The organism is Mesorhizobium sp. WSM4313 (assembly GCF_002294725.1).
Classification (GTDB): Bacteria; Pseudomonadota; Alphaproteobacteria; order Rhizobiales; family Rhizobiaceae; genus Mesorhizobium.
The window spans coordinates 39643-61723 of sequence record NZ_NSFT01000019.1; the positions used below are offsets into that span (position 1 = coordinate 39643).

A 22081-nucleotide genomic window follows, 5' to 3' on the forward strand; every position below is an offset into this window, starting at 1 on the left:
CTGCGGATGAACTGGCATCTTCAGGACGCGAAGAATAATTTTTCAAAAGTGGTCCAGCGCGCGCGAACAGAAGGGCCGCAGACCGTGACGCTTCGCGGCGAACGGGCTGCGGTCGTGCTGTCCGCCGAGGACTACGACCGCTTGGCCGGGAAGAAGAAATCGCTCGCTGAATATCTTCTGACCGGCCCCGGCTGGGACGATGAGTTTCATAAGGAAATCACCCGCCGCTCGGATACGATGATCCGGGACGTCGACCTCTGATGTATCTGCTCGATACGAACGTTGTTTCAGACGTGCAAAGGCGACTGCCGAAACCAACCGCCTGGCTGGCTTCGGTTGATCCGACCTCGATCAGTCTCAGTGTGATCACCATTGGTGAGATCGAACGTGGGATCGTCAAGCAGCGCAAGACCGACCCCGACAGGGCAGCGCGGCTTGACGTCTGGCTGCGGGAACTGCGCCGAGACAATGCGGACCGCATCCTGGCGATCACGGAAGAGGTCGCCCTCGCGTGGGGCCGTATCACGGCCGGACGTACGCGAGGGAACGCCGACACCCTCATTGCGGCAACCGCCCTCGTGCACGACCTGATCCTGGTCACTCGAAACGTGGCCGACTTCGAAGGCGTGGGCGTGACGGTCGTCAATCCTTGGGAAGTCTGACGTTTCAAGATCCGCTGATTGGCAACTTCACATCAAGTTGACCACCGCGCTTGCGCCAGAACTTGAAACGAAACGGACCGTTCCTATTTTGCTTGGTGCACATTCACTCCTTTCTCGGGGAATCTCACCATGCGTTATAATCAGCTCGGCAACACCGGCCTGTTCGTTTCCGAACTCTGCCTCGGCACCATGACATTCGGCGCCGCCGGCGAGAATGCCCAATGGGGCCTGATCGCCAGTCTCGACCAGAAGGGCGTCAACGAGATCGTCGGCCGCTCGATCGCCGCCGGCGTCAATTTCTTCGACACCGCGGATGTCTATTCCTTCGGCCAGTCCGAGCAGCTGCTGGGACAGTCGCTCAAGGATCTCGGCGTGAAACGTTCGGACGTTATCATCGCCACCAAGGTGCATGGCGCCATGGGCAACGGGCCGAACGAGCGCGGCTCCTCGCGCGGTCACATCATGGATTCGGTCGACGGCAGCCTTAAGCGGCTGCAGCTCGACCATATTGATCTATACCAGCTGCACGGCACCGACACGGTCACGCCGATCGACGAGACGTTGCGCGCGCTCGACGACCTCGTCGCCAGCGGCAAGGTCCGTTACGTCGGCGTCTCCAACTGGCAGGCCTGGCGTATCGCCAAGGCGCTGGGCATCGCGGAGCGCAAAGGTTATGCCCGCTTCGAGACTATCCAATCCTACTACTCGATCGCCGGCCGCGATCTCGAGCGCGAGATCGTGCCGCTGATCAACGAGGAAAAGCTTGGCCTGATGGTCTGGTCGCCGATGGCCGGCGGCCTGCTTTCCGGCAAATACGGCCCCGGAGCACCCGGCAATGGCGAGGGCCGGCGCGCTTCCTTCAATTTCCCGCCGGTCAATGAGGACCGCGCCTGGGCCGCGGTTGCGGTCATGCGCGAGGTCGCCAAAAAGCACGAAGTCAGCGTCGCCACGGTGGCGCTGGGCTATGTGCTGGCAAAACCTTTCGTCATGAGCGTCCTCATCGGCGCCAGTCGCATGGACCAGCTCCAGCAGAACCTCGCCGCGACCGGCTTGAAGCTCGACGCCGACGACCTCGCCAGGCTCGACGAGGTGAGCGCGCTGCCTGCCGAATATCCCGGCTGGATGCTGGAGCGGCAAGGCGCCGGCCGGCGTCCGGCGCCGTTCGTGCCGAAGGCGTAATTCCGTTCGCGCAGACAGGTCGGAGCCGCGTGCCATTGGCGCGCGGCTCTTTCCTCATTCAGAGACGAACGGTTTCCGCGAGAAAATCGAGGAACGCTCGGACGCGGGCCGGCAGATGCTTGCCCTGGCCGACATAGACGGCATGCGTCGGCTCCTCGTCGCCGGGATTGAACTCTTCCAGCAACGGCACGAGCAGCCCGGCGCAAATATCGGGTTCGACATGCCAGCGCGCCAGCCGCGCTATGCCGGCTCCTGCCATCGTCGTTAGCCGCATCGCTTCGCCGTCGGTCAGCGACATGTTTCCGACAATCGGCATGATGATCGATTTGCCTGTCGCATCGATAAAGGGCCAGCCCTCGATGTGCCTGGCGAAGCCGAAGGCCAGCATGTTGTGGCGAGCGAGATCGGACAATGCGCGTGGCGTGCCGCGCGCTGCAAGATACGCAGGCGACGCGACCAGGACCATCCGGCTCTGGCCGAGCTTGCGCGCAACCAGGCGTGACTCGCGCAGCGGCCCGGCGCGGATGGCGACATCGGCGCGCTCTTCCAGAAGGTCGATGACACTGTCGGTCAGCACGGCTTCAACGAAAATCTCGGGAAATTTTTCCAGGAAGAGCGGCAAGAGCGGCATCAGCCTGTGCTGGCCGAATGGCACATAGGAGTTGACCCTCAGCCTGCCGCGCGGCGCCGCGCCCGCCGCCGCTTCGCGCTCGGCCGCGTCGAGATCGGCGAGGATGCGCAGGCCGCTGTCATGGAAGGCAGCCCCTTCCGGCGTCAACTGCAGCTTGCGCGTCGAACGGCTGATCAGCCGCGCGCCAAGCCGCGCCTCCAGCCGCGCGATCAGCTTGCTCACCGCCGATGGCGTCATGCGCAGCGCCCGCGCCGCGGCCGAGAAGCTGCCCGCCTCGACGACGCGGACGAACACTTCGACCTCGCCGGAGCGGTTGATGTCCGGTCTCGCCATTCGTGAATCTATTTCACAGAAAATATGCCCGATGCAAGGCTGGTTCACAGCTTGGCGGATCACGATCTTGCGTGTCGGGGCGCGGGACTGAGCGTCCCTTCCTGATCAACCGGACCGCAGCCATGCCCCTTGCTCTTTATGCCCTCACCGCCGGCGCCTTCGGCATCGGCGTCACCGAATTCGTCATCATGGGCCTGCTGCTCGATGTCAGCGCCGATCTCGGCGTCTCGATCTCGGCCGCGGGCCTGCTCATTACCGGCTATGCGCTGGGCGTCGTCGTCGGCGCGCCGCTGCTTGGCGCCTTGACCGGACGCCTGCCGCGCAAGACCTTGCTGCTTGCCCTGATGGTGGTCTTCACCGTCGGCAACCTCGCCTGTGCGCTGGCGCCCGACTACTGGACGCTGATGGCGGCCCGTGTGCTGACGGCCTTCGCCCATGCCTCCTTCTTCGGCGTCGGCTCCGTCGTGGCCACCAGCCTTGTCGCGCCCAACCGGAAGGCCTCGGCCATCGCGCTGATGTTCACCGGCCTTACCGTCGCCAACATCCTCGGCGTGCCCTTCGGCACCTGGCTCGGCCAGGCCTATGGCTGGCGTTCGAGCTTTCTGGCGGTCACGCTGGTCGGCGTCATCGCCTTTGCCGTGATCGCGCTGCTGGTGCCGCGCGACGAGCCTACCGCCACGGAGGAAGAGGAGACCTCCGAAGGCGCGCTCGCCGTGCTCGGCCGCCGGCCGGTGCTGCTCGGCTTGTTGACCACGGTGCTGAGTTGGGTCGGCGTCTTTGCGGCCTTCACCTATCTGGCGCCCATCCTCACCCGCGTCACCGGCTTTTCCGAGGCAGCCGTGTCGCCGATCCTGCTGGTTTTCGGCGGTGGCCTGGTGGCGGGCAATCTGCTTGGCGGGCGCCTTGCCGACCGCCATCTGGTGCCGACGGTTATCGGCACGCTGGTCGCACTTTCGGCGATGCTGTTCGTCATGGCCGCGGCGATCCACCAGCCGGTGGCAGCGATTGTCGCCGTCGGTCTGCTCGGTGCCGCCGCCTTCGCCACCGTCGCGCCGCTGCAGATGTGGGTGCTGGAGAAGGCCAAGGGCGCCGGCCAGGGCCTGGCCTCCTCCTTCAACATCGCCGCCTTCAATCTCGGCAACGCCATCGGCGCCTGGCTTGGCGGCTTCGTCATCGACCACGGCCCCGGCCTCGGCGCCGTCCCCCTTATCGCCGGCTTGGTGCCGCTCGCCGCGCTCGGCGTCGTGTTCATGGCGCTGCGTCTCGAACGCGGCCGGGCGATCGGCAGGCCGGTCACCGCGCAGTGCTGAGCGCTGACTCCCTTCGACATCCAATCAGGAGAAAAAACATGGATTATCGACCTCTCGGCGCCTCCGGCCTGAAAGTGCCCGCGCTTTCCTTCGGCGCCGGAACTTTTGGTGGCTCCGGCCCGCTGTTCGGCCATTGGGGCAACAGCGACGCGAAGGAAGCGCGCCGCCTGGTCGACATCTGCCTGGAGGCGGGCGTCAACCTCTTCGACACGGCTGATGTCTATTCGAACGGCGCTTCGGAGGAGGTGCTGGGCGAGGCCATCAAGGGCCGCCGCGACGCGGTGCTGATCTCGACCAAGACGTCCCTGCCGATGGGCGATGGCCCGGCCGACTGGGGCTCGTCCCGCTCGCGCCTGATTCGCTCCGTCGACGCGGCGCTGAAGCGCCTCGGCACCGATTATATCGACTTGCTTCAGCTCCACGCCTTCGACGCCTCGACGCCGATCGAGGAGGTGCTGTCGACGCTGGATCACCTCGTGCGCTCCGGCAAGCTGCGCTATGTCGGCGTCTCCAATTTCTCCGGCTGGCAGGTGATGAAATCGCTCGGCCTGGCGGAAAAGCACGGCTATCCGCGCTATGTCGCGCATCAGGTTTATTATTCGCTGGTCGGGCGCGACTATGAATGGGAGCTGATGCCGCTCGGCCTCGACCAGGGCGTCGGCGCCTTGGTATGGAGCCCGCTCGGCTGGGGCCGGCTCACCGGCAAGATCCGCCGCGGAAAACCCTTGCCGGAGAAGAGCCGGCTGCACGGCACCGCCGATTTCGGCCCGCCGGTCGAGGACGAGCAGCTTTTCAAGGTGATCGATGCGCTGGAAGCGGTCGCCGCCGAGGCCGGCAAGACCGTGCCGCAGGTCGCTATCAACTGGCTCCTGCAGCGGCCGACCGTGGCATCGGTGATCATCGGCGCGCGCAACGAGGAGCAGCTGCGCCAGAATCTCGGCGCCGTCGGTTGGGCGTTGACGCCGACGCAGATCGGGGCGCTCGATGAAGCAAGCGCGGTGACGGCGCCTTATCCGTACTTCCCCTATCGCCGCCAGGAAGGCTTCGCCCGGCTGAACCCGCCGGCGGTGTGACTAAGTCGCGGCCGTCCATATCCAGGGCGAACTTATGCGATTAGCCGCACCCCTGCGAGCTTCGTCATCCACGGGCGAAGCAGCCGCGAAGCGGCGTCGCGAAGACCCGAGGATCCATTCCGTTACCCCAATCGCAGAGCGCAGCGGGGCAGAATTCTGGATCGTCGCAACGCTTCGAAGTCACGGAATGGATCCTCGGGTCTGCGCCGCGTCGCTTCGCTCCTTGCTTCGCCCGTGGATGACGAAGCGACGGGCGTTTCCGCCAAACACTCTACGCCGCCTCAGTGCACCCGAAACTCCCCATCCACCTTCCGCCACTCGTTCGGCGCGATCAGCTTCTGATGCGTGTAGGTGACCGAATGCAGCGGGCCGTCGAGCTTGGTCTTCCAGAACTCGATGAAGCGGATCAGCACCGGGAATTCCGGAGCTAGGTCATAGTCCTGCCAGACATAGCTTTGCAGCAGGTGCGGGTGATCGGGATAATGATAAAGGATCTTAGCCGTAGTCAGCCCGTATCCCCTGAGCATCAGATCCATTTCGGAATTGTCGCGCATTGCGTTTCCTTGGTTGATTCTCCTTCCTCCCAACGCTGAATTGTGCCCACGGTTGCTTAACTGTCTATGGATTTCTTCGAGACTCTGCAAAATTTTTGTCGTTAAAACAGGCGGTTAGCAGCCGCGAAGCGAGAGTGCTAATGGCTGGCCCAATTGCCCCTGCGTCATCCCGCCACGCGAATCCAACGTCTAATGTTGCCGTCACCGCGGAACTGTTAATAATGCCCGCGAATTCGCGGCCGCTTCGCTGCGATGGCGCCGGCGGCGCAAGCCGGTGGATGGTTTGGGAGGAAAGCAAAGAAATGTCCGATGTGCATGTCCACCGCGTCCAGCCGGCGTGGAAGAAGAACGCGTTGATCGACAACGACACCTATCTCAAATGGTATGCCGACAGCGTGAAAAATCCGGATAAGTTCTGGGGCAAGCACGGCAAGCGCATCGATTGGTTCAAGCCTTTCACCAAGGTCAAGAACACCTCCTTCAACGGCAAGGTCTCGATCAAGTGGTTCGAGGACGGCCAGACCAACGTTTCCTACAATTGCATCGACCGGCATTTGAAGAAGCGCGGTGACCAGACCGCCATCATCTGGGAAGGCGACAACCCCTATGACGACCGCAAGGTCACCTATAACGAGCTCTACGCGCATGTCTGCCGCTTCGCCAACGTGCTGAAGAAGCATGGCGTCAAGAAGGGCGACCGCGTCACCATCTACATGCCGATGATTCCGGAAGCGGCCTATGCCATGCTCGCCTGCACGCGTATCGGCGCGATCCATTCGGTCGTGTTCGGCGGCTTCTCGCCCGATGCGCTGGCCGGCCGTATCGACGACTGTAAATCGACCATCGTGATCACCGCTGACGAGGGCCTGCGCGGCGGCAAGCCGATCCCGCTCAAGGACAACACCGACAAAGCGATCGACATCGCCGCCAAGGCCGGCACCAAGGTCGAAAAGGTCGTGGTGGTGCGCCGCACCGGCGGCAAGACCGGCTGGGTGCCGGGACGCGATGTCTGGTACCACGACGAGGCGCAGACCGTTAAGGCCGACTGCAAGCCGGAAAAGATGAAGGCGGAAGACCCGCTTTTCATCCTCTACACCTCCGGCTCGACCGGCAAGCCGAAGGGCGTGCTGCACACCACCGCCGGTTATCTCGTCTATGTCTCGATGACGCACCAATATGTCTTCGACTACCATGACGGAGACATCTACTGGTGCACGGCCGATGTCGGCTGGGTCACCGGCCACAGCTACATCGTCTACGGGCCTTTGGCCAATGGCGCCACGACGCTGATGTTCGAGGGCGTGCCGAACTATCCCTCGCAGTCGCGCTTCTGGGAAGTGATCGACAAGCACCAGGTCAACATCTTCTACACCGCGCCGACGGCGCTGCGCGCGCTGATGGGCGCCGGCGACAGCCATGTGAAGAAGACCTCGCGCAAGTCGCTGCGCGTGCTGGGTTCGGTCGGCGAACCGATCAATCCGGAAGCCTGGGAGTGGTATTACAACGTCGTCGGCAACGCCAAGGTGCCGATCGTCGACACCTGGTGGCAGACCGAGACCGGCGGCATCATGATCACGCCGCTGCCCGGCGCCACCGACCTCAAGGCGGGTTCCGCCACGCGGCCCTTCTTCGGCGTCCAGCCGCAGCTGGTCGACGGCGAAGGCAAGGTGCTGGACGGCGCCACCGACGGCAATCTCTGCATCGCCGATTCATGGCCGGGCCAGATGCGCACCGTGTATGGCGACCACGACCGTTTCGTGCAGACCTATTTCTCGACCTACAAGGGCAAATACTTCACTGGCGACGGCTGCCGGCGCGACGCCGACGGCTATTACTGGATCACCGGCCGGGTCGACGACGTCATCAACGTTTCCGGCCACCGCATGGGCACGGCCGAGGTGGAATCGGCGCTGGTCAGCCATGAAAAGGTGTCGGAAGCCGCCGTCGTCGGCTACCCGCACGACATCAAGGGCCAGGGCATCTACTGCTATGTCACGCTGATGGCCGGCACCCAATCGAGCGAGGAATTGCGCAAGGAGCTGGTCGCGCATGTCCGCAAGGAGATCGGCGCCATCGCCGCGCCCGACAAGATCCAGTTCGCGCCGGGCCTGCCGAAGACCCGTTCGGGCAAGATCATGCGGCGCATCCTGCGCAAGATCGCCGAGGACGATTTCGGCGCGCTCGGCGACACCTCGACGCTGGCCGATCCGGCCGTGGTCGACGATCTCGTCGCCAACCGGCAGAACAAGAAGGGCTGATGACCGGCAAGGCAATCCTCGGCACCGTCAGCCAGCTCTGGCGCTATCCGGCGAGTTCGCTCGCCGGCGAGCGGCGCGATGCCATCTCCGTCGGGCTGAGGACCGTCGACGGCGACCGGCTGTTCGGACTGGTTGATGCTTCCGACGGCGAGATCGCCAGGCCCGACCGCGAGGCCAAGTGGCACAAGGTGCCGCTGATTCGCACCCGGCTGAGCGAGGCCCCGATGAACAAGGAATGGCGGCTCGAAGTGGCGGTGCCCGGCGGCGAATGGCTGCCGGCGCCGGATCCTGAAAGCGACCGCACGGTATCGGCCTTTCTCGGCTTCGAGGCCTCGATCCGGCCGTTCGGCGCGCAGAACGCAGCGCCCGGCTACACCGGCCCGTTGACCGAGGCCCGCTATGCCAAGGCGCCGATCCATCTGCTCACCACCGCCTCGCTGGCCAGACTGAAGGCGCTGCATCCCGAAGGCGTGCCCGATCCGCGCCGCTTCCGGCCCAACATCGTCGTCGAGATGGACCCGGTCGAAGGCGCCTTTCCGGAGACGCAATGGATCGGCAGGAAGCTCGCGGTCGGCGATCTGCTGCTCACCGTCTCCGAACCGTGCCGCCGCTGCGGCTTCACCATCATCGCCCAGGACGGTTTCGACACCGATCCCGGCATCCTGCGCAATTTGGTACGCCACAATGCCCATAATCTCGGCGTCTACTGCACGGTCGACCGGCCGGCACGGATCGAGCTCGGCGCGCCGATGCGCTTGATGGACTGAAGCGGGTCGGGTCTACCGGTACAAATCCGCCCGTGTCGGCGGCAGGCCGCTCGGGCCGCGGGCGCGCCTGGTGGCGACGGTCTGGAAAATCTGCGCCGAGGCGCGCTCGAAGGTGATCGAGCAACCCGTCAGATAGAGCAGCCACAGCCGCGCCTTGGGCTCGCCGACCTCGGCGACCGCCTCGTCGAAGCGTGCACTGAGGCGCTCCGCCCACAGGCGGCAGGTTTGCGCATAATGCTCGCGCAGGTTTTCCACGTCATAGACCAGGAAGCCGTGCGCCTCGAGATTGCCGAGCGTCATGCCGATCGTGTCGAGCTCGCCGCCGGGAAAGATGTATTTGATCAGGGCCTTGTATTCCGGCCCCTTGCGCAGGGTCTTCTTCAGGTCGCCCTTGCTGCGCCTGGTGATGGCGTGGTGCAGGTAGATGCCGCCGGGGTTCAGCAGGCGATGGACAGTCGAGAAATAGGCAGCGTGGTTGGCGATCCCCAAATGCTCAAACATACCGATCGACGAGATCTTGTCGAAGCTGCCGGAGAGCTCGGCATAGGACTTTATTTCGATGGTGATGCGGTCCTGCAGCCCCTCGGCGCGAATGCGCTCGCGGGCAAGCTCGGTCTGGGCCTGCGACAGCGAGACGCCGTGGCCGACGACGCCGTAATGTTTCGCCGCGTGGATCAGCATCGCGCCCCAGCCGCAGCCGATGTCGAGCAACGTTTCGCCCGGCTTCAGCCTGAGCTTGCGGCAGATATGGTCGAGCTTGTCGATCTGCGCCTGGTCGATGCCGTTGGCGAAATCCCTGAAATAGCCGCAGCTGTAGACCATGCGCTCGTCGAGGAAGAGCCGATAGAAGGCGTTCGAAATGTCGTAATGGTGCTGGATCGCCTCCTTGTTCGACCCGCTGACATAAGGGTTGCGGCCGGAAAGATCGCTGCGCGCCGTCATTTGTTTGCGCGAGAAAAGCACCGCCGGCAGGTCGCGCAAAATCGCCAGCTTCGGCAGCGATCTGAGCATCGTCTTGAGCTTGCCTTGCGAAGGCAGCGCGTAGAAATCGAACAGCGTGCCTTCTTCGATGTCGATGGTCTTGGAAATCCACATCTCGACCAGCGTCGAGAAGCGCGGCCGGCGCAGCAATTGCCAGACGATATCCTGGTCGTTGATGGTGAGCACAGGACCGCCGGCGGGACCGATGCGCTCACCGGTCCAGAGCTTGACCGCGAAACCCGGTTTCAGCGTCTCGACGACCGTTCGTGCGATCCGCGCGGCTTTGTCGGCGGCGTCCATTCTCACCTCCCGATGCGTCGAATGCGGGCCCTCCCGGGCGCCACTGTCATCCAACTGGCCTGCCCAGCGCAATCCCGATCTGTTGCCCAAAAACACCGCGGGCAGGGATTTCCCGCCTGCCATTCCGTTGCGGCACCTTGCCATTTGCCGCGACGCACCCCATCATCTGTGTGTGTTCAACGAACTGAAAGGAGGTGATCCGATGTCGAGTGATTTCGTTTTCCATAACGTGAGCTCAGCGGATTGCACTTTCGGGAAGCAGTCTTCCCGTTAAGGCGCGAGACGCGCGGCAGGTAGCCCGATGGGGTTGCCGCCGGAAGCCGCGTCATGGACGGAAACACGGAAGGCCGCCGGCTTCGTCAAGAAGCGGCGGCCTTTTCCTTTTGAACGCCATCGTTGTGCGATTTTCTCGCGGCCGCTATCTGGTTACCGTCAGCTTGTCGATGTTGCGCACGATGTCCTGAAACGCCTGATCGAGCTCGGCGCCGTTGGCTGCCTGATAGAAATGTTTGGTGTTTCCGGTATCCGGGCTGGCGCAGGCCTGCAGCGTCGACTTGGCGTTTTTCTCGGTGAGCGCAAAGCCGATGGTGAATATCTCGATGGCCTGGTCTTGCATCGCCGCGCACAGTGTCGTCGCGGCGGTGCGTGTCTGTACCTTGCCGGCATCGTTGTAGACCTGATCCGGGTCGTTGGCGTCGAAATAGGACAGGTTGAATTCGCCATCCGTCATCAGGATCGCGTATTTCGCCACCTTCTTCGGATCCATCTTCGCCGGCCGCTCCGAGGCCTTCATCACCCCGCCCCAGTTTTCCGACAGCATGTACCAGGCCCACTGCACGCCGATATGGCCCGCCGTGCCGCCGGAGGCATCGAGGTCTTTGATCACGTTGTTCAGAGCCGAGGCATCCGTGGTCAGCGGCTGAATTGTCGCGAGCGGACAGGCCCGAGTGCGGCTCTGCCTGGCGAAGTCGGACAAAAAGAGATCGCGGTTGACCATGCTGACCTCGGGGCCAGCATCCGAATATTGATAGGCGCCTTTGCGCTCGGTCGCGCAATTGTCCGGCCGCGTCGACGCCGAAACATACTGCGGATCGTCATTGCCCGGCGCCTGTTTGCGCTCGCTGGCCTTTGTCTCGACGAAGACCGAACCTGCGGCAAGCGATCCGGCATTGACGGAATTCGCATAAGGCACAATCGCCACCCGCACCCGAGGATTGGCGGCGTTCTGGCCGGTAAGGAAGGAATTGACCGCGTTGCTCGCCGCGGCCCTCAGGTCCTTGATCTTCTGGCCCGCCATCGAACCGGTGACGTCGAGCATCATCGCCACCTCGACGGTCTTGTCGGAATAGAGCGCCGAGGTCGAGGCGGTCACGCGGCGCATGGTGCTGGTGCTGAACAGCGGAAAATAGAGGCCGACATCGACATGCGCATCCGCCTGTACGGTGTTGGCCGTCCTGTTGACCGTAAGCCTGTCGAGCACGATCTGGTTGGCCTGCAGGATGCCGGCCGTGCTGTTGGCGTCGAGAAACGCCTGCACCGTTTTGTTGGCATCGGTTTCCGTGATGACGCCGAGGGTGAGATCGCGGGCCGTCGAGGTCACGGCGGCGTCGACGACGCCCTGCAGGCTCGATCTCGCATTGTAGAGTTGCGAGATGTTGACCGCGAATCCCACCCCCAGCGCGAGGACCGATGCGGCAGCTCCGAACAGTACCGCGAAATTGCCTTCGCGGTTGCGGGCAAAGCCGTCCACCCCACGAACGACACCTCTGAACTGCCGCATCCCTTCCGCCTCCACTGTCCGCGGCACCGTGCCGCTCGGCAGAGGCGTTGCAGGATTTCGGCCAGAAGCCGCCGTAAGGCGATTAACAAGAGGTTAATCCGTTGTTTTTGCTGACTTTCGGCAAATCTGAAGGTGAACCGGAAGTAAACGAAAATGCCTTGGAAACGCGACCTTCATGAAGCGCTTACCATAGTCTTGAAGACTGTCGCGGTCGTTCTCTCTTCGGCACAATCGAACTGTGCCGAAGCGGGTCAGCGGCTCCGGTGAAACATGGCGCAGCGCAGGGTCTGTTGAGATTCGGGTCAGCCCAGTCGAGAAGGGCGGCTTCCGAGAACCGGAGCGGAGCGTGCTTAAAGTACGTGAGCACCGGAAGCGCAGGAGGCCGTCCTTCGCAGGCCGGCCCTCACCTGAATATCGACAGAACCTACCCCAGCATCTGCGCGCTGGCCGTCCGATCGACGCCGTGATGCGGGGGATTGAAGCGGTTGCCTTCCTGCTCGTAGGTCCAGACCTTGAACAGGGTGAGCCGGTGCGGGCCGAAACTGTGCAGCAGCGGCACGTCGGTGGCGTCGCGGCCGCGCGCGATGACGACGCGGCCGATGCGGGGCCGGTTGTGGCGCGGATCGAACGTGTACCATTTGCCGTCGAGGTAGACTTCCATCCAGGCCGAGAAATCCATCGGCGCCGGGTCGGCCGGCACGCCGATATCGCCGAGATAGCCGTTCACGTAGCGCGCCGGAATGTTCATGCACCGGCAAAGCGCGATCGCCAAATGCGCGAAATCGCGGCACACCCCGACACGCTCCTCATGCGCCTGGGCCGCCGTGCGTGTGGCGCGCGCATAGCCGTAGCCGAAGGAAAGCCGGCTGTTTACATAATCGACGATCGCCTGGACGCGTGCCCAGCCGGGCGGCAGCTGGCCGAAAAGCTGCCAGGCGGTGTCGCTGAGATGGTCGGTCTCGCAATAGCGGCTGCCGAGCAGATAGACCAGCACATCGTCCGGCAGTTCCGCGACCGGCGTTTCGTGCGCCAGCGTGTTCACCTCGTCGGTCTCGCCGCTGTCCTCGACCGCCGCGTCATAGAGGATGCGGAAGTTGCCTGCCGGCGCCGTGAAACGACGGCAGATATTGCCGTGGCGGTCGCGATAGGTCCGGGTCGGCACTGAGGGCGAGGTCAGAACCCGCGTCTGCCGCTTGATGTCGGCATGGCGGTCCGGATGGATGTCGAGAAGCGAGATGATCGGCGTCACGGCCGCGCATTCGATGGCGATTTCATAGCCGAGCCGGATCAGCATCGCATGCCCCCCTTGATGATTTTGGAAAGACTGCCCGTTCAACGCCGCGAGCCGGAGCTTGTTCCCGTGCCGGGATGAAATGGTGGGCCTCTCGCCTTCTCAGGCGGTGCCGGCCGGTCTAAACTGGGCTTTGCGTTTCGCCCCTCCCGAAAACGATTCTCCAGGACATTCGATGTTTGCAGGCTCAAAATTCGCTGCCTTCCTGTTCGACATGGACGGCACGGTGCTCAACTCGATCGCCGCGGCGGAACGGGTGTGGGCAAAATGGGCGGAGCGTCACGGCCTCGACGTGGCGAGCTTCCTGCCCACGATCCATGGCAAGCGCGCGATCGAGACGATCGCGGGACTGAAGCTGCCGGGCGTCGACGCCGTCGCCGAAGCCGATGCGCTGCTCAAGGCCGAGGCGGAGGACCTCGAAGGCATCGTCCCGATTCCTGGCGCCATCGCGTTTCTGCAATCGCTGCCGCCGGAGCGCTGGGCGATCGTCACTTCGGCGCCGCGCGAGCTGGCGCTGCTGCGCATCGAGGCGGCCGGTATTCCGGTTCCCGCCATGATGGTCACGGCGGAAGATGTCACTCATGGCAAGCCGGCGCCGGACTGCTTCCTGCTGGCGGCAAGCCGTCTCGGCGTCGAGGCGCGCGACTGCCTGGTCTTCGAGGATGCGCCGGCGGGCATCGCGGCAGGCGAGGCCTCCGGCGCGTCGGTGGTGGTGATCAGCGCCACGCATGTCCACCCGCTGGTCACGCCGCACCCGACAATCCGTTCCTATGACGAAATCGGCATCGCTACGGACGTCAGTGGCTGGATCGCGCTCGCGCCCGAGCGTGCGGTTGCTTAGAAGTCGGTGGCGAGCCCCTTCACCTCCCAGTCGCCGTAGCGGCCGGGCTCCTTGCCGCCGCGACCGCCGATTTCCTTCGGCAATTGCGCTTCGGCCGCTCGGTAGGTCCGGCGACGCGCTTCGGCTTCGGTCAACGCGCGCTGCGCCGCTGGGGTTAGCGTTTTTTGCGGCTCTTTGGTCGTTGCAACTGCTTCGGTTTTGCTGGGTTCTTCGGTCATGCGATACTCCCGCCGATTGAAACGAAGACCGGCGCCTCCCATCATATAGCCATGACGACAGAAGGATCGACCCCTATTCGCCACCTCCTCCGCCATCAGACCAGACGGATGAAACGATGAACACGCTTCGCACCGCCATGCTTCTCGCCGCGATGACGGCGCTGTTCATGGGCGTCGGTTATCTGATCGGCGGCCCGAGCGGCATGGTCATCGCGCTTCTGATCGCCGCCGGCACCAATTTGTTCAGCTATTGGAACGCCGACAAGATGGTGCTGTCGATGAACCGCGCCGTCGAGGTCGACGCGAAGAACGCGCCCGAATATTACGCGATCGTGCAGGCGCTGGCCAAGCAGGCCGGCCTGCCGATGCCGAAGACATATCTGATCGACAACCCGCAGCCCAACGCCTTCGCCACCGGCCGCAATCCGGAAAATGCTGCCGTTGCGGCGTCCACCGGCCTGCTCGAGCGGCTCTCCCATGAAGAGGTCGCGGCGGTGATGGCGCATGAGCTTGCCCATGTGCAGCATCGCGATACGCTGACCATGACGATCGTGGCGACGCTCGCCGGCGCCATCTCGATGCTCGGCAATTTCGCCTTTTTCTTCGGCGGCAGCCGCGAGAACAACAATCCGTTCGGCTTTGTCGGCGTGCTTGTAGCGATGATCGTTGCGCCACTCGCCGCGATGATCGTGCAGATGGCGGTGAGCCGCACCCGCGAATACGAAGCCGACCGGCGCGGCGCCGAGATCTGCGGCAACCCGTTGTGGCTGGCTTCGGCGCTCAACAAGATCGCTCGGGGCGCCGAACAGATCCCCAATGAGGATGCCGAGCGCAATCCGGCGATGGCGCATCTTTTCATCATCAATCCTCTGCATGGCGAGCGCATGGACAATCTGTTCTCGACCCACCCGAGCACCGAGAACCGCATAGCCGCGCTGCAGGAGATGGCGCGCGCGATGGGTGGCGCATCGCCGGCCGCCCGGCGCCGGGCTTCTCCGCCACCCATTCAGCCCGAGGAGCCGTCGGCGGGGCCATGGGGCAAGCCGGCGGACCCGCCGCCAGCGGAGGCTGAGCCGGCGCCGCCAAAGCCCAATCCCTGGGGCCGCAACCCGACCGGACCGCGCAATGTCCGGTCGAAGGGTCCCTGGTCGTGACGCCGCCGAGGCGCGGACAGTCAGGCAATCCGCAACACAAGGCTGGTGACGAGAACGTCGCCGGCCTTGCCGCACGCAAGGCAGCGGCGCGGCTACTTGCCGCCGTCATCGATGCCCGCACGCCGCTGGACGGGTTGACCGATAACGAGCACGGCCATCCGCAATACAAGGCGCTGGACGGCCGCGACCGGGCGCTGGTGCGCGCCATCCTGGTCACGGCGCTGCGCCACCGCATGACCATTGCCGGGCTGCTGTCCAAGCGCCTGGAAAAGCCGCTGCCGGCCAACGCCACGGCGCTCTCGCATATCCTCAATGTCGCCGCCGCGCAGATCCTGTTTCTCGATGTTCCCGACAGCGCCGCCGTCGACCTTGCCGTCACCCACGCCAAATCCGATCCGCGAACGCTGCGTTTCTCCGGGCTCGTCAACGGCGTGCTGCGTTCGCTGGCGCGCGCCAAGGAGGCTGAGCTTGCCCCGGCGCTTGCCGCCACCAGCGAGGCGCCGCAATGGTTCTCCGAGCGGCTGACCGCTGCTTACGGAGCCGACAAGGCGCGAGCCATCCTTGCCGCCCATCGCCACGAGGCGCCGGTCGACTTCACCGTCAAGGCCGACCCGGTGATCTGGGCCGAGCGTCTCGGCGGCATCGTGCTGCCGACCGGCACCGTGCGCGTCGAGAAGCTTGCCGCCAATGTCATCGACCTCCCCGGTTTCGCCGATGGCGCCTGGTGGGTGCAGGATGCGGCGGCAAGCCTGCCGGCACGCCTGTTCGGCGACATCAGAGGCCAGCGCGTCGCCGACCTGTGCGCCGCGCCCGGCGGCAAGACGGCGCAGCTTATCCTGGCCGGCGCCGAGGTGACCGCGATCGACACCTCGAAGAACCGGCTGGCGCGGCTCAGTCAGAATCTCGAGCGCCTTGGCCTGACCGCCGAGCTCGTACAGACCGACCTCCTGGATTACCGGCCGGCACAATTGTTCGACGCCGTGCTGCTCGATGCGCCCTGCTCCTCGACCGGCACGGTGCGCCGCCATCCCGACGTGCCATGGACCAAGACCATGGCCGATGTCGAAAAACTCGCCGACCTCCAGCGCCGGCTGCTTGCCCATGCCGTTACCCTCGTCAGGCCCGGCGGACGGATCGTGTTCTCCAACTGCTCGCTCGACCCGATCGAAGGCGAGGAGCTTTATCGCGATTTCCTCGCCGGGAACCCCGGCGTCGTCGCCGATCCGATCCGGCCTGGCGAATTTGCCGGCGTCGATCCGTTTCTGACCCTGGAGGGTATGTTGCGCACCACGCCGGCCGACCTCGCGCTGGAAACGCCCGGGATTTCAGGCCTGGACGGCTTCTTTGCCGCGCGGATGAGACGGGCCGATTGAGACGTTATCTCATAAAATTTGCTGACTTTTTTAGCGACGGCACGGGCAAGGCGGCGTGAAGCGGTTCACTTCGGCGAAATCCGCCTTCGCATAAGTTCTTGAATCGCATAAGCTTGTGCTTGGGTTATGGGGACATCAGGAGGGCTATTGGCACTTGTTGCCGGCAGCACGACGCGTCTTTGGACGCTTGTCGCGAGGGAGTTCTGGCGCAAAACGCGTCGGCGCCTCCGCGCCGGGCCGATCTATCGCTGGCGCTATTCCGGCCGCACGCCCGAACGCGTCCTGATCGCCCCGCCGGATCTGCGGCTCGCCGACCCGCAGATCGCGCTGGAGATCTATTACGGCCGCTACCCGCTGTCCGGCCATTTGGTCGAGACCGGCGGCAAGTCGCCTTTTCAGCTCGACGTGCCCAATCGCGGCTGGCAGAAATCGTTGCATGGCTTCCGCTGGCTGCGCCACATGCGCGCCACCGGCACCGAGCTCGCCGCCGCCAACGCGAGAGCCCTGGTGACCGACTGGATCGCCATGCATGGCAACCAGATCTCCGGCATCGCCTGGGAGCCGGGAACGACGGCCAAGCGGGTGATCGCCTGGCTGCAGCACTCCTCGGTGGTGCTGCAGGGCGCCGAATTCCCTTTCTATCGCGCGTTCCTGAAATCGCTCGCCGTGCAGATCCGCTATCTCCGCTCGATGGTGCGCGAGATGCCCGATGGCGAGGCCAGGCTGCGCGCCCGCATCGCGCTCGCCTTCGCCGCGCTGTCCCTGCCGGCGCCGGCCTCGGCGCTGCGTGCCGCGACACGCAACCTGGCCGAGGAGCTCGAGCATCAGATCCTGCCCGATGGCGGCCATATCTCGCGCAAGCCGATGGCGGTGCTCGAGCTGCTGGCCGATCTTCTGCCGTTGCGCCAGACCTATGCCAACCAGGCCGAGGCGCCGCCGTCGGCCTTGATCGGCGCCATCGACCGGATGTTGCCGGCGCTGCGTTTCTTTCGCCATCAGGACGGCAGCCTTGCCCGCTTCAACGGCATGGGCGCCACCATCCACGACCGCATCGCCACCATCATGCGCCATGACGACACGGTGGGCGCGCCGCTGCTGCACGCGCCGCATTCCGGCTACGAGCGCCTGTCGATGGGCGGCGTGACGGTGATCGCCGACACCGGCCTGCCGCCGCCGGTCGACGTCTCCAACGCAGCACATGCCGGCTGCCTCGCCTTCGAGCTCTCCTCCGGGCGCCAGCACTTCATCGTCAATGCCGGCATCGACACCTATGGCGCCCCGGAATTCCGGCCGCTGGCCCGCGCCACCGCCGCGCATTCGACCGCCACGCTCAACGACACCTCGTCGGCGCGCTTCAGCCACTCGCTGCGCGTCAGCGACCTTTTGGGATCGCCGCTGATCGGCGGCCCGCAGCATGTGCCCTGCAAGCGCCTCGACCAGAAGGGCATGCAAGGCTTCGTCGCCCGCCATGACGGCTATGTCCAGCAGTTCGGCTTCCTGCATGAGCGCGAGTTGAAGCTGACCAGCAACGGCAACGTGCTTGCCGGCCGCGATCGGTTCCTGCGCCCGGGCAATGCCGCGATCCGCAACAACGGCCGCGACTTCGTCACGGTGCGCTTCCACGTCCACCCAGACATCAGCCTGCTGCAGGACGACCACGACCGCCTGACGCTCGCCGGCGCGCAGGGCGACAGCTGGGTCTTCACCTGCGCCGAAGTGGTGCCGGAGGTCGAGGAATCGATCTACTTTGCCGGCCTGAGCGGGCCGCGCCGCAGCCGGCAGATCGTGCTCGCCTTCAAGGCCTCGGAAATTGCCGAGGTCCACTGGCAGCTGACCCGCACCGTTATCTCCGGCTATTCCGAAAACAACTGAGGCTGGCTGGCAAACGGCTGCGCGCCTGATCCCGGACTCACTTGATTTCCGGGGCTCATATGCTAGGGCCGGCCAACGTCCCTGCCAACAGCTCTGAAAGGCCGCCCGCCATGGCCGTGCCCACAAAAAACATTCCGGCGCCCGACCTCGTTCCGGTGCGCCGCGCGCTGCTTTCCGTCTTCGACAAGACAGGCTTGGTCGATTTCGCCAAGGCGCTCGCCGCTGCCGGCGTCGAATTGGTCTCGACGGGCGGCACGGCAAAGGCCATCGCCGAGGTGGGCCTGGCGGTCCGCGACGTTTCCGACCTCACCGGCTTTCCCGAGATCATGGATGGGCGGGTGAAGACCTTGCATCCGTCGGTGCATGGCGCGCTGCTCGGCATCCGCGACGACGCCGAGCATGCCAAGGCCATGCACGACCACAGCATCGAGCCGATCGACCTCGTTGTCTGCAATCTCTATCCGTTCGAGGACGTCCGCCGCTCCGGCGCCGGCTATGCCTCGATCGTCGAGAACATCGATATCGGCGGGCCGGCGATGATCCGCGCCTCGGCCAAGAACCACGCCTACGTCGCCATCGTCACCGACCCGGCCGACTATGCTTCCGTCGTCAACGCGCTGGAGATGAATCTGGGCTCGCTGTCGCTCGATTTCCGCAAGATGCTGGCGGCCAAGGCCTTTGCCCGCACCGCAACCTATGACGCTGCGATCTCCGGATGGTTCGCCGAGGCGCTGGAGATCGAGCACCCGACATGGCGCGCGTTCGGCGGCCGGCTCGATCAGGTGATGCGCTATGGCGAGAACCCGCATCAGGGCGCAGGCTTCTACCTGTCGGGAGACAAGCGGCCGGGCGTGGCAACGGCAAAGCAATTGCAAGGCAAGCAACTCTCCTACAACAACATCAACGACACCGACGCCGCCTTCGAGTTGGTCGGCGAGTTCGATCCGGCGCGCTCGGCGGCGGTCGCTATCATCAAGCATGCCAATCCCTGCGGCGTTGCCGAGGGCTCATCGCTGAAGGCGGCCTACGCCAAGGCGCTGGCCTGCGACCCGGTCTCGGCTTTCGGCGGCATCGTCGCCATGAACCGCATCCTCGACGCCGAGGCGGCGGAAGAGATCGTCAAGACCTTCACCGAGGTCATCATCGCGCCCGACGCCACCGACGAGGCCGCCGCGATCGTAGCGGCGAAGAAGAATTTGCGCCTGCTGGTCACCGGCGGCCTGCCCGATCCGCGCGTCGCCGGCACGACGGTGAAATCCGTCGCCGGCGGACTGCTGGTGCAAGGCCGCGACAATGCGGTCGTCGACGATCTCGAGCTCAAGGTGGTGACGAAGCGCGCGCCGACGCCGGCTGAGATGGCCGACCTCAAATTCGCCTTCCGCGTCGCCAAGCACGTCAAGTCCAACGCCATCGTCTATGCCAGGGACGGCGCGACCGTCGGCATCGGCGCCGGCCAGATGAGCCGCGTCGATTCCTCGCGCATCGCCGCCCGCAAGGCGCTGGACGCTGCCGAAGCGGCCGGCCTCGCCGAGCCGCTGACCAAAGGCTCGGTCGTCGCCTCGGACGCCTTCTTCCCCTTCGCCGACGGGCTATTGTCGGCGATCGAGGCCGGCGCCACCGCGGTGATCCAGCCCGGCGGCTCGATGCGCGACGAGGACGTGATCGCCGCCGCCGACGCGCACGGCATCGCCATGGTGTTCACCGGCGTAAGGCATTTTAGGCATTAGCGCCTTTTCCTTCTCCCCTTGTGGGAGAAGGTGTCGCCGAAGGCGACGGATGAGGGGTGCTCCAGGGAATGAGGCGTGGGCGATTGCGGCTTTCGACGGGCATGTTCGCCAAGCTGGAGCACCCCTCATCCGTCTCGGCGCTCCGCGCCGATCCACCTTCCCCCACAAGGAGGAGGAAAAGTCGCGCTACCTCTTCGGCTTGTCCGCCGGATAGGGTGTCCCCGCCAGGATCGCCATGCCGATGCCGAGGAACAGGATGATCGCCGCCATGCCGAGCCGCGGCGAATTGCTGATGGTGGTGATGCTCGCCACCATGAACGGCGCCAGGAAGCTCGTCGCCCGGCCGGCCAGCGCATAGATGCCGAAATAGCGGCCGGACTCGGCGGCGGTCACGCTACGCGCCATGTAGGATCGCGATGACGCCTGCACCGGCCCGAAGGCAAGCCCGATCAGCAGGCCGTAGAGGATATAGGCTTTCTCGGCCGCTGTGCCGAACAGGCCGCCGGAATCGGCGGTCGGCAGCGGGACCAGGCCGAGGAGCGTGAAGCCAGGCCCTGTCGAGACGACGCCGATGGTGGCGACCGACAGCATCACCAGCGCAATCATCACCACATGCTTCGAGCCGAGCGCTGTATCGAGCCGCGCCGCGATCCAACAGCCGAAGATGGCGACGATGTTGAGGATGATGCCGAACAGGCCGATCTCGGTGATCGACCACTGGAACATGCCGGCTGCGAACGTGCCGCCGAGCGCCAGCAGCGCGTTGACGCCGTCCTGATAGATCATGCGGGCCAAGAGGAAGCGCAGGATGCCGCTGCGCTGGCGCACTTCCACCAGGGTAGACTTGAGCTCGGACAGGCCCTCGCGCACTGCCGGGCCGATCGGGATCCCCTTGGTGGCGTCCGGCGTGAATAAAAACATCGGCAGGATGAACAGGAAATACCAGCCGGCCGACATCGGCCCGGTGAAGCGCGCGTCCTCGCCGAGTTTCGGATCGAGTCCGAACAACGGATCAAGGCCGATGAGCGTCTTGCCGGTCTCGAGATTGCCGGCCAGGAACAGCACCACGAAGATCAGCGCGATCATGCCGCCGAGATAGCCGAGCCCCCAGGCCATGTTGGAGATCCGGCCGATCTCTTCCTTCGGCACCAGCCGCGGCATCATGGAATCGTTGAACACGGTGGAGAATTCGGCCGCCACCGAAGCCAGCGAGAACAGGAGCACGACCAGGAAAAGATTCGAGCCCGGCGCTGCGAACCACAAAAGCGTGAGGCTGACGATCTTGATGGCCGCGAAGAAGGCGATCCACGGCTTGCGTGGCCCGGTCTGGTCGGCGATCGAGCCGAGCACCGGCGACAGCACCGCGATGACCAGGCCCGCGGCGGCAATGCCGTAACCCCACGCGGCCTGCCCGGCAGTCGGATCGCTCGCCATGCGCGAGACGAAATAGGGTCCGAAGATGAAGGTCGTGACGACGGTGAAGAATGGCTGCGCCGCCCAGTCGAAGAACATCCAGCCCCAGATGCCGCGCCCCGATGCCCGCTGCACTGTCTCTACCGCCACCATGCTGATTCCCCTGGCACCGCTCGCGTCGGGCGCCATGTCTGCATGTTTTCAGGCACCGATGCAAATGGACAAGCGGCGCCGTTCGGGTTCCTCGCCCCACGAAGTGGGCTACGCTATGCACACATCTTCTGTGACTGGCGCGACTGATCAGGCCGAGGCTTGATTGCCAGGTGGTTCCCCCAATCCGTCGCTGCTTCGCAGCGCCACCTTC

General features: G+C 64.7%; 19 protein-coding genes. 12 read left to right on the forward strand and 7 right to left on the reverse strand.

Annotated features, from left to right (window positions below):
• The first annotated feature begins 6 nt into the window (after positions 1-6).
• The 3 genes from CK219_RS27420 to CK219_RS27430 all read left to right on the forward strand — a co-directional run bounded on the left by CK219_RS27420 (position 7) and on the right by CK219_RS27430 (position 1841).
• On the forward strand, positions 7-261 hold the full coding sequence (locus CK219_RS27420; RefSeq protein WP_095769739.1) for a type II toxin-antitoxin system Phd/YefM family antitoxin: 255 nt from the start codon (positions 7-9) through the stop codon (positions 259-261).
• Positions 261-662 (forward strand): type II toxin-antitoxin system VapC family toxin, encoded by a 402-nt coding sequence (locus CK219_RS27425; RefSeq protein WP_095769740.1) that lies wholly within the window; start codon positions 261-263, stop codon positions 660-662. The genes CK219_RS27420 and CK219_RS27425 overlap by 1 nt, the downstream gene beginning before the upstream one ends.
• Positions 663-791: 129 nt before the next feature.
• The gene (locus tag CK219_RS27430) at positions 792-1841 is read left to right on the forward strand and encodes an aldo/keto reductase (protein WP_095769741.1); all 1050 of its coding nucleotides are present in this window, start codon (positions 792-794) and stop codon (positions 1839-1841) included.
• Between the two features lie 58 nt (positions 1842-1899).
• Here CK219_RS27430 and CK219_RS27435 read toward each other — a convergent pair whose 3' ends face one another.
• Entirely contained in the window at positions 1900-2805 is a 906-nt protein-coding gene (locus CK219_RS27435; protein WP_095769742.1) for a LysR family transcriptional regulator, read from the reverse strand.
• Between the two features lie 122 nt (positions 2806-2927).
• Between CK219_RS27435 and CK219_RS27440 the strand changes: the two genes are divergently transcribed.
• Together CK219_RS27440 and CK219_RS27445 are read left to right on the forward strand one after the other, a co-directional pair.
• A complete protein-coding gene (locus CK219_RS27440) occupies positions 2928-4115 on the forward strand; it encodes an MFS transporter (protein WP_095769743.1) in 1188 nt (395 codons plus the stop codon).
• 38 nt (positions 4116-4153) lie between these two features.
• On the forward strand, positions 4154-5188 hold the full coding sequence (locus tag CK219_RS27445) for an aldo/keto reductase (protein WP_095769744.1): 1035 nt from the start codon (positions 4154-4156) through the stop codon (positions 5186-5188).
• Positions 5189-5469: 281 nt separating this feature from the next.
• On the opposite strand, the gene CK219_RS27450 is transcribed toward CK219_RS27445, so the two are convergent.
• Entirely contained in the window at positions 5470-5742 is a 273-nt protein-coding gene (locus CK219_RS27450) for an usg protein (protein ID WP_095769745.1), read from the reverse strand.
• 302 nt (positions 5743-6044) lie between these two features.
• On the opposite strand from CK219_RS27450, the gene acs reads away from it, so the two are divergent.
• Both acs and CK219_RS27460 read left to right on the forward strand, forming a co-directional pair.
• Complete coding sequence (gene acs, locus CK219_RS27455; protein ID WP_095769760.1) at positions 6045-8000, forward strand: acetate--CoA ligase; 1956 nt, start codon at positions 6045-6047, stop codon at positions 7998-8000.
• The gene (locus CK219_RS27460) at positions 8000-8767 is read left to right on the forward strand and encodes an MOSC domain-containing protein (protein WP_095769746.1); all 768 of its coding nucleotides are present in this window, start codon (positions 8000-8002) and stop codon (positions 8765-8767) included. Before acs ends, CK219_RS27460 begins: the two co-directional genes overlap by 1 nt.
• A 12-nt stretch (positions 8768-8779) precedes the next feature.
• Here the strand turns inward: CK219_RS27460 and CK219_RS27465 are convergent, their stop codons facing one another.
• The 3 genes from CK219_RS27465 to CK219_RS27475 all read right to left on the reverse strand — a co-directional run bounded on the left by CK219_RS27465 (position 8780) and on the right by CK219_RS27475 (position 13122).
• Positions 8780-10048, reverse strand: a complete 1269-nt coding sequence (locus CK219_RS27465; RefSeq protein ID WP_095769747.1) for a cyclopropane-fatty-acyl-phospholipid synthase family protein — start codon at positions 10046-10048, stop codon at positions 8780-8782.
• Between the two features lie 418 nt (positions 10049-10466).
• A complete protein-coding gene (locus CK219_RS27470) occupies positions 10467-11828 on the reverse strand; it encodes a pilus assembly protein (RefSeq protein WP_095769761.1) in 1362 nt (453 codons plus the stop codon).
• Positions 11829-12252: 424 nt separating this feature from the next.
• On the reverse strand, positions 12253-13122 hold the full coding sequence (locus tag CK219_RS27475; RefSeq protein ID WP_095769748.1) for a transglutaminase family protein: 870 nt from the start codon (positions 13120-13122) through the stop codon (positions 12253-12255).
• 172 nt (positions 13123-13294) lie between these two features.
• On the opposite strand from CK219_RS27475, the gene CK219_RS27480 reads away from it, so the two are divergent.
• On the forward strand, positions 13295-13960 hold the full coding sequence (locus tag CK219_RS27480) for an HAD-IA family hydrolase (protein WP_095769749.1): 666 nt from the start codon (positions 13295-13297) through the stop codon (positions 13958-13960).
• On the opposite strand, the gene CK219_RS27485 is transcribed toward CK219_RS27480, so the two are convergent.
• Positions 13957-14178: a DUF1674 domain-containing protein gene (locus CK219_RS27485; RefSeq protein ID WP_095769750.1), complete on the reverse strand. Its 222-nt coding sequence runs from the start codon at positions 14176-14178 to the stop codon at positions 13957-13959. The two genes, CK219_RS27480 and CK219_RS27485, sit on opposite strands and share 4 nt — an antisense overlap.
• A gap of 116 nt (positions 14179-14294) precedes the next feature.
• On the opposite strand from CK219_RS27485, the gene htpX reads away from it, so the two are divergent.
• The 4 genes from htpX (at position 14295) to purH (ending at position 20304) form a co-directional block, all read left to right on the forward strand.
• Complete coding sequence (htpX, locus tag CK219_RS27490) at positions 14295-15332, forward strand: zinc metalloprotease HtpX (RefSeq protein WP_095769751.1); 1038 nt, start codon at positions 14295-14297, stop codon at positions 15330-15332.
• Positions 15323-16705 carry an RsmB/NOP family class I SAM-dependent RNA methyltransferase gene (locus CK219_RS27495; RefSeq protein WP_176477172.1) on the forward strand — a complete coding sequence of 461 codons (1383 nt, stop codon included), beginning with the start codon at positions 15323-15325 and terminating at the stop codon, positions 16703-16705. Before htpX ends, CK219_RS27495 begins: the two co-directional genes overlap by 10 nt.
• Before the next feature lie 147 nt (positions 16706-16852).
• Complete coding sequence (locus CK219_RS27500) at positions 16853-18577, forward strand: heparinase II/III family protein (RefSeq protein ID WP_095769753.1); 1725 nt, start codon at positions 16853-16855, stop codon at positions 18575-18577.
• A 110-nt stretch (positions 18578-18687) separates the two neighbouring features.
• The gene (purH, locus tag CK219_RS27505; protein WP_095769762.1) at positions 18688-20304 is read left to right on the forward strand and encodes a bifunctional phosphoribosylaminoimidazolecarboxamide formyltransferase/IMP cyclohydrolase; all 1617 of its coding nucleotides are present in this window, start codon (positions 18688-18690) and stop codon (positions 20302-20304) included.
• A gap of 186 nt (positions 20305-20490) precedes the next feature.
• Here purH and CK219_RS27510 read toward each other — a convergent pair whose 3' ends face one another.
• Positions 20491-21870: an MFS transporter gene (locus CK219_RS27510; protein ID WP_245340636.1), complete on the reverse strand. Its 1380-nt coding sequence runs from the start codon at positions 21868-21870 to the stop codon at positions 20491-20493.
• Positions 21871-22081 lie beyond the last annotated feature (211 nt).

Coding starts and splice junctions, on each gene's coding strand:
- htpX (WP_095769751.1), top strand. CDS start 14,295: ATGAACACGCTTCGCACCGCCATGCTTCTCGCCGCGATGACGGCGCTG.
- CK219_RS27445 (WP_095769744.1), top strand. CDS start 4,154: ATGGATTATCGACCTCTCGGCGCCTCCGGCCTGAAAGTGCCCGCGCTT.
- CK219_RS27485 (WP_095769750.1), bottom strand. CDS start 14,178: ATGACCGAAGAACCCAGCAAAACCGAAGCAGTTGCAACGACCAAAGAG.
- CK219_RS27430 (WP_095769741.1), top strand. CDS start 792: ATGCGTTATAATCAGCTCGGCAACACCGGCCTGTTCGTTTCCGAACTC.
- CK219_RS27510 (WP_245340636.1), bottom strand. CDS start 21,870: ATGGTGGCGGTAGAGACAGTGCAGCGGGCATCGGGGCGCGGCATCTGG.
- CK219_RS27480 (WP_095769749.1), top strand. CDS start 13,295: ATGTTTGCAGGCTCAAAATTCGCTGCCTTCCTGTTCGACATGGACGGC.
- CK219_RS27435 (WP_095769742.1), bottom strand. CDS start 2,805: ATGGCGAGACCGGACATCAACCGCTCCGGCGAGGTCGAAGTGTTCGTC.
- CK219_RS27475 (WP_095769748.1), bottom strand. CDS start 13,122: ATGCTGATCCGGCTCGGCTATGAAATCGCCATCGAATGCGCGGCCGTG.
- CK219_RS27420 (WP_095769739.1), top strand. CDS start 7: ATGAACTGGCATCTTCAGGACGCGAAGAATAATTTTTCAAAAGTGGTC.
- purH (WP_095769762.1), top strand. CDS start 18,688: ATGGCCGTGCCCACAAAAAACATTCCGGCGCCCGACCTCGTTCCGGTG.
- CK219_RS27465 (WP_095769747.1), bottom strand. CDS start 10,048: ATGGACGCCGCCGACAAAGCCGCGCGGATCGCACGAACGGTCGTCGAG.
- CK219_RS27425 (WP_095769740.1), top strand. CDS start 261: ATGTATCTGCTCGATACGAACGTTGTTTCAGACGTGCAAAGGCGACTG.
- CK219_RS27470 (WP_095769761.1), bottom strand. CDS start 11,828: ATGCGGCAGTTCAGAGGTGTCGTTCGTGGGGTGGACGGCTTTGCCCGC.
- CK219_RS27450 (WP_095769745.1), bottom strand. CDS start 5,742: ATGCGCGACAATTCCGAAATGGATCTGATGCTCAGGGGATACGGGCTG.
- acs (WP_095769760.1), top strand. CDS start 6,045: ATGTCCGATGTGCATGTCCACCGCGTCCAGCCGGCGTGGAAGAAGAAC.
- CK219_RS27440 (WP_095769743.1), top strand. CDS start 2,928: ATGCCCCTTGCTCTTTATGCCCTCACCGCCGGCGCCTTCGGCATCGGC.
- CK219_RS27460 (WP_095769746.1), top strand. CDS start 8,000: ATGACCGGCAAGGCAATCCTCGGCACCGTCAGCCAGCTCTGGCGCTAT.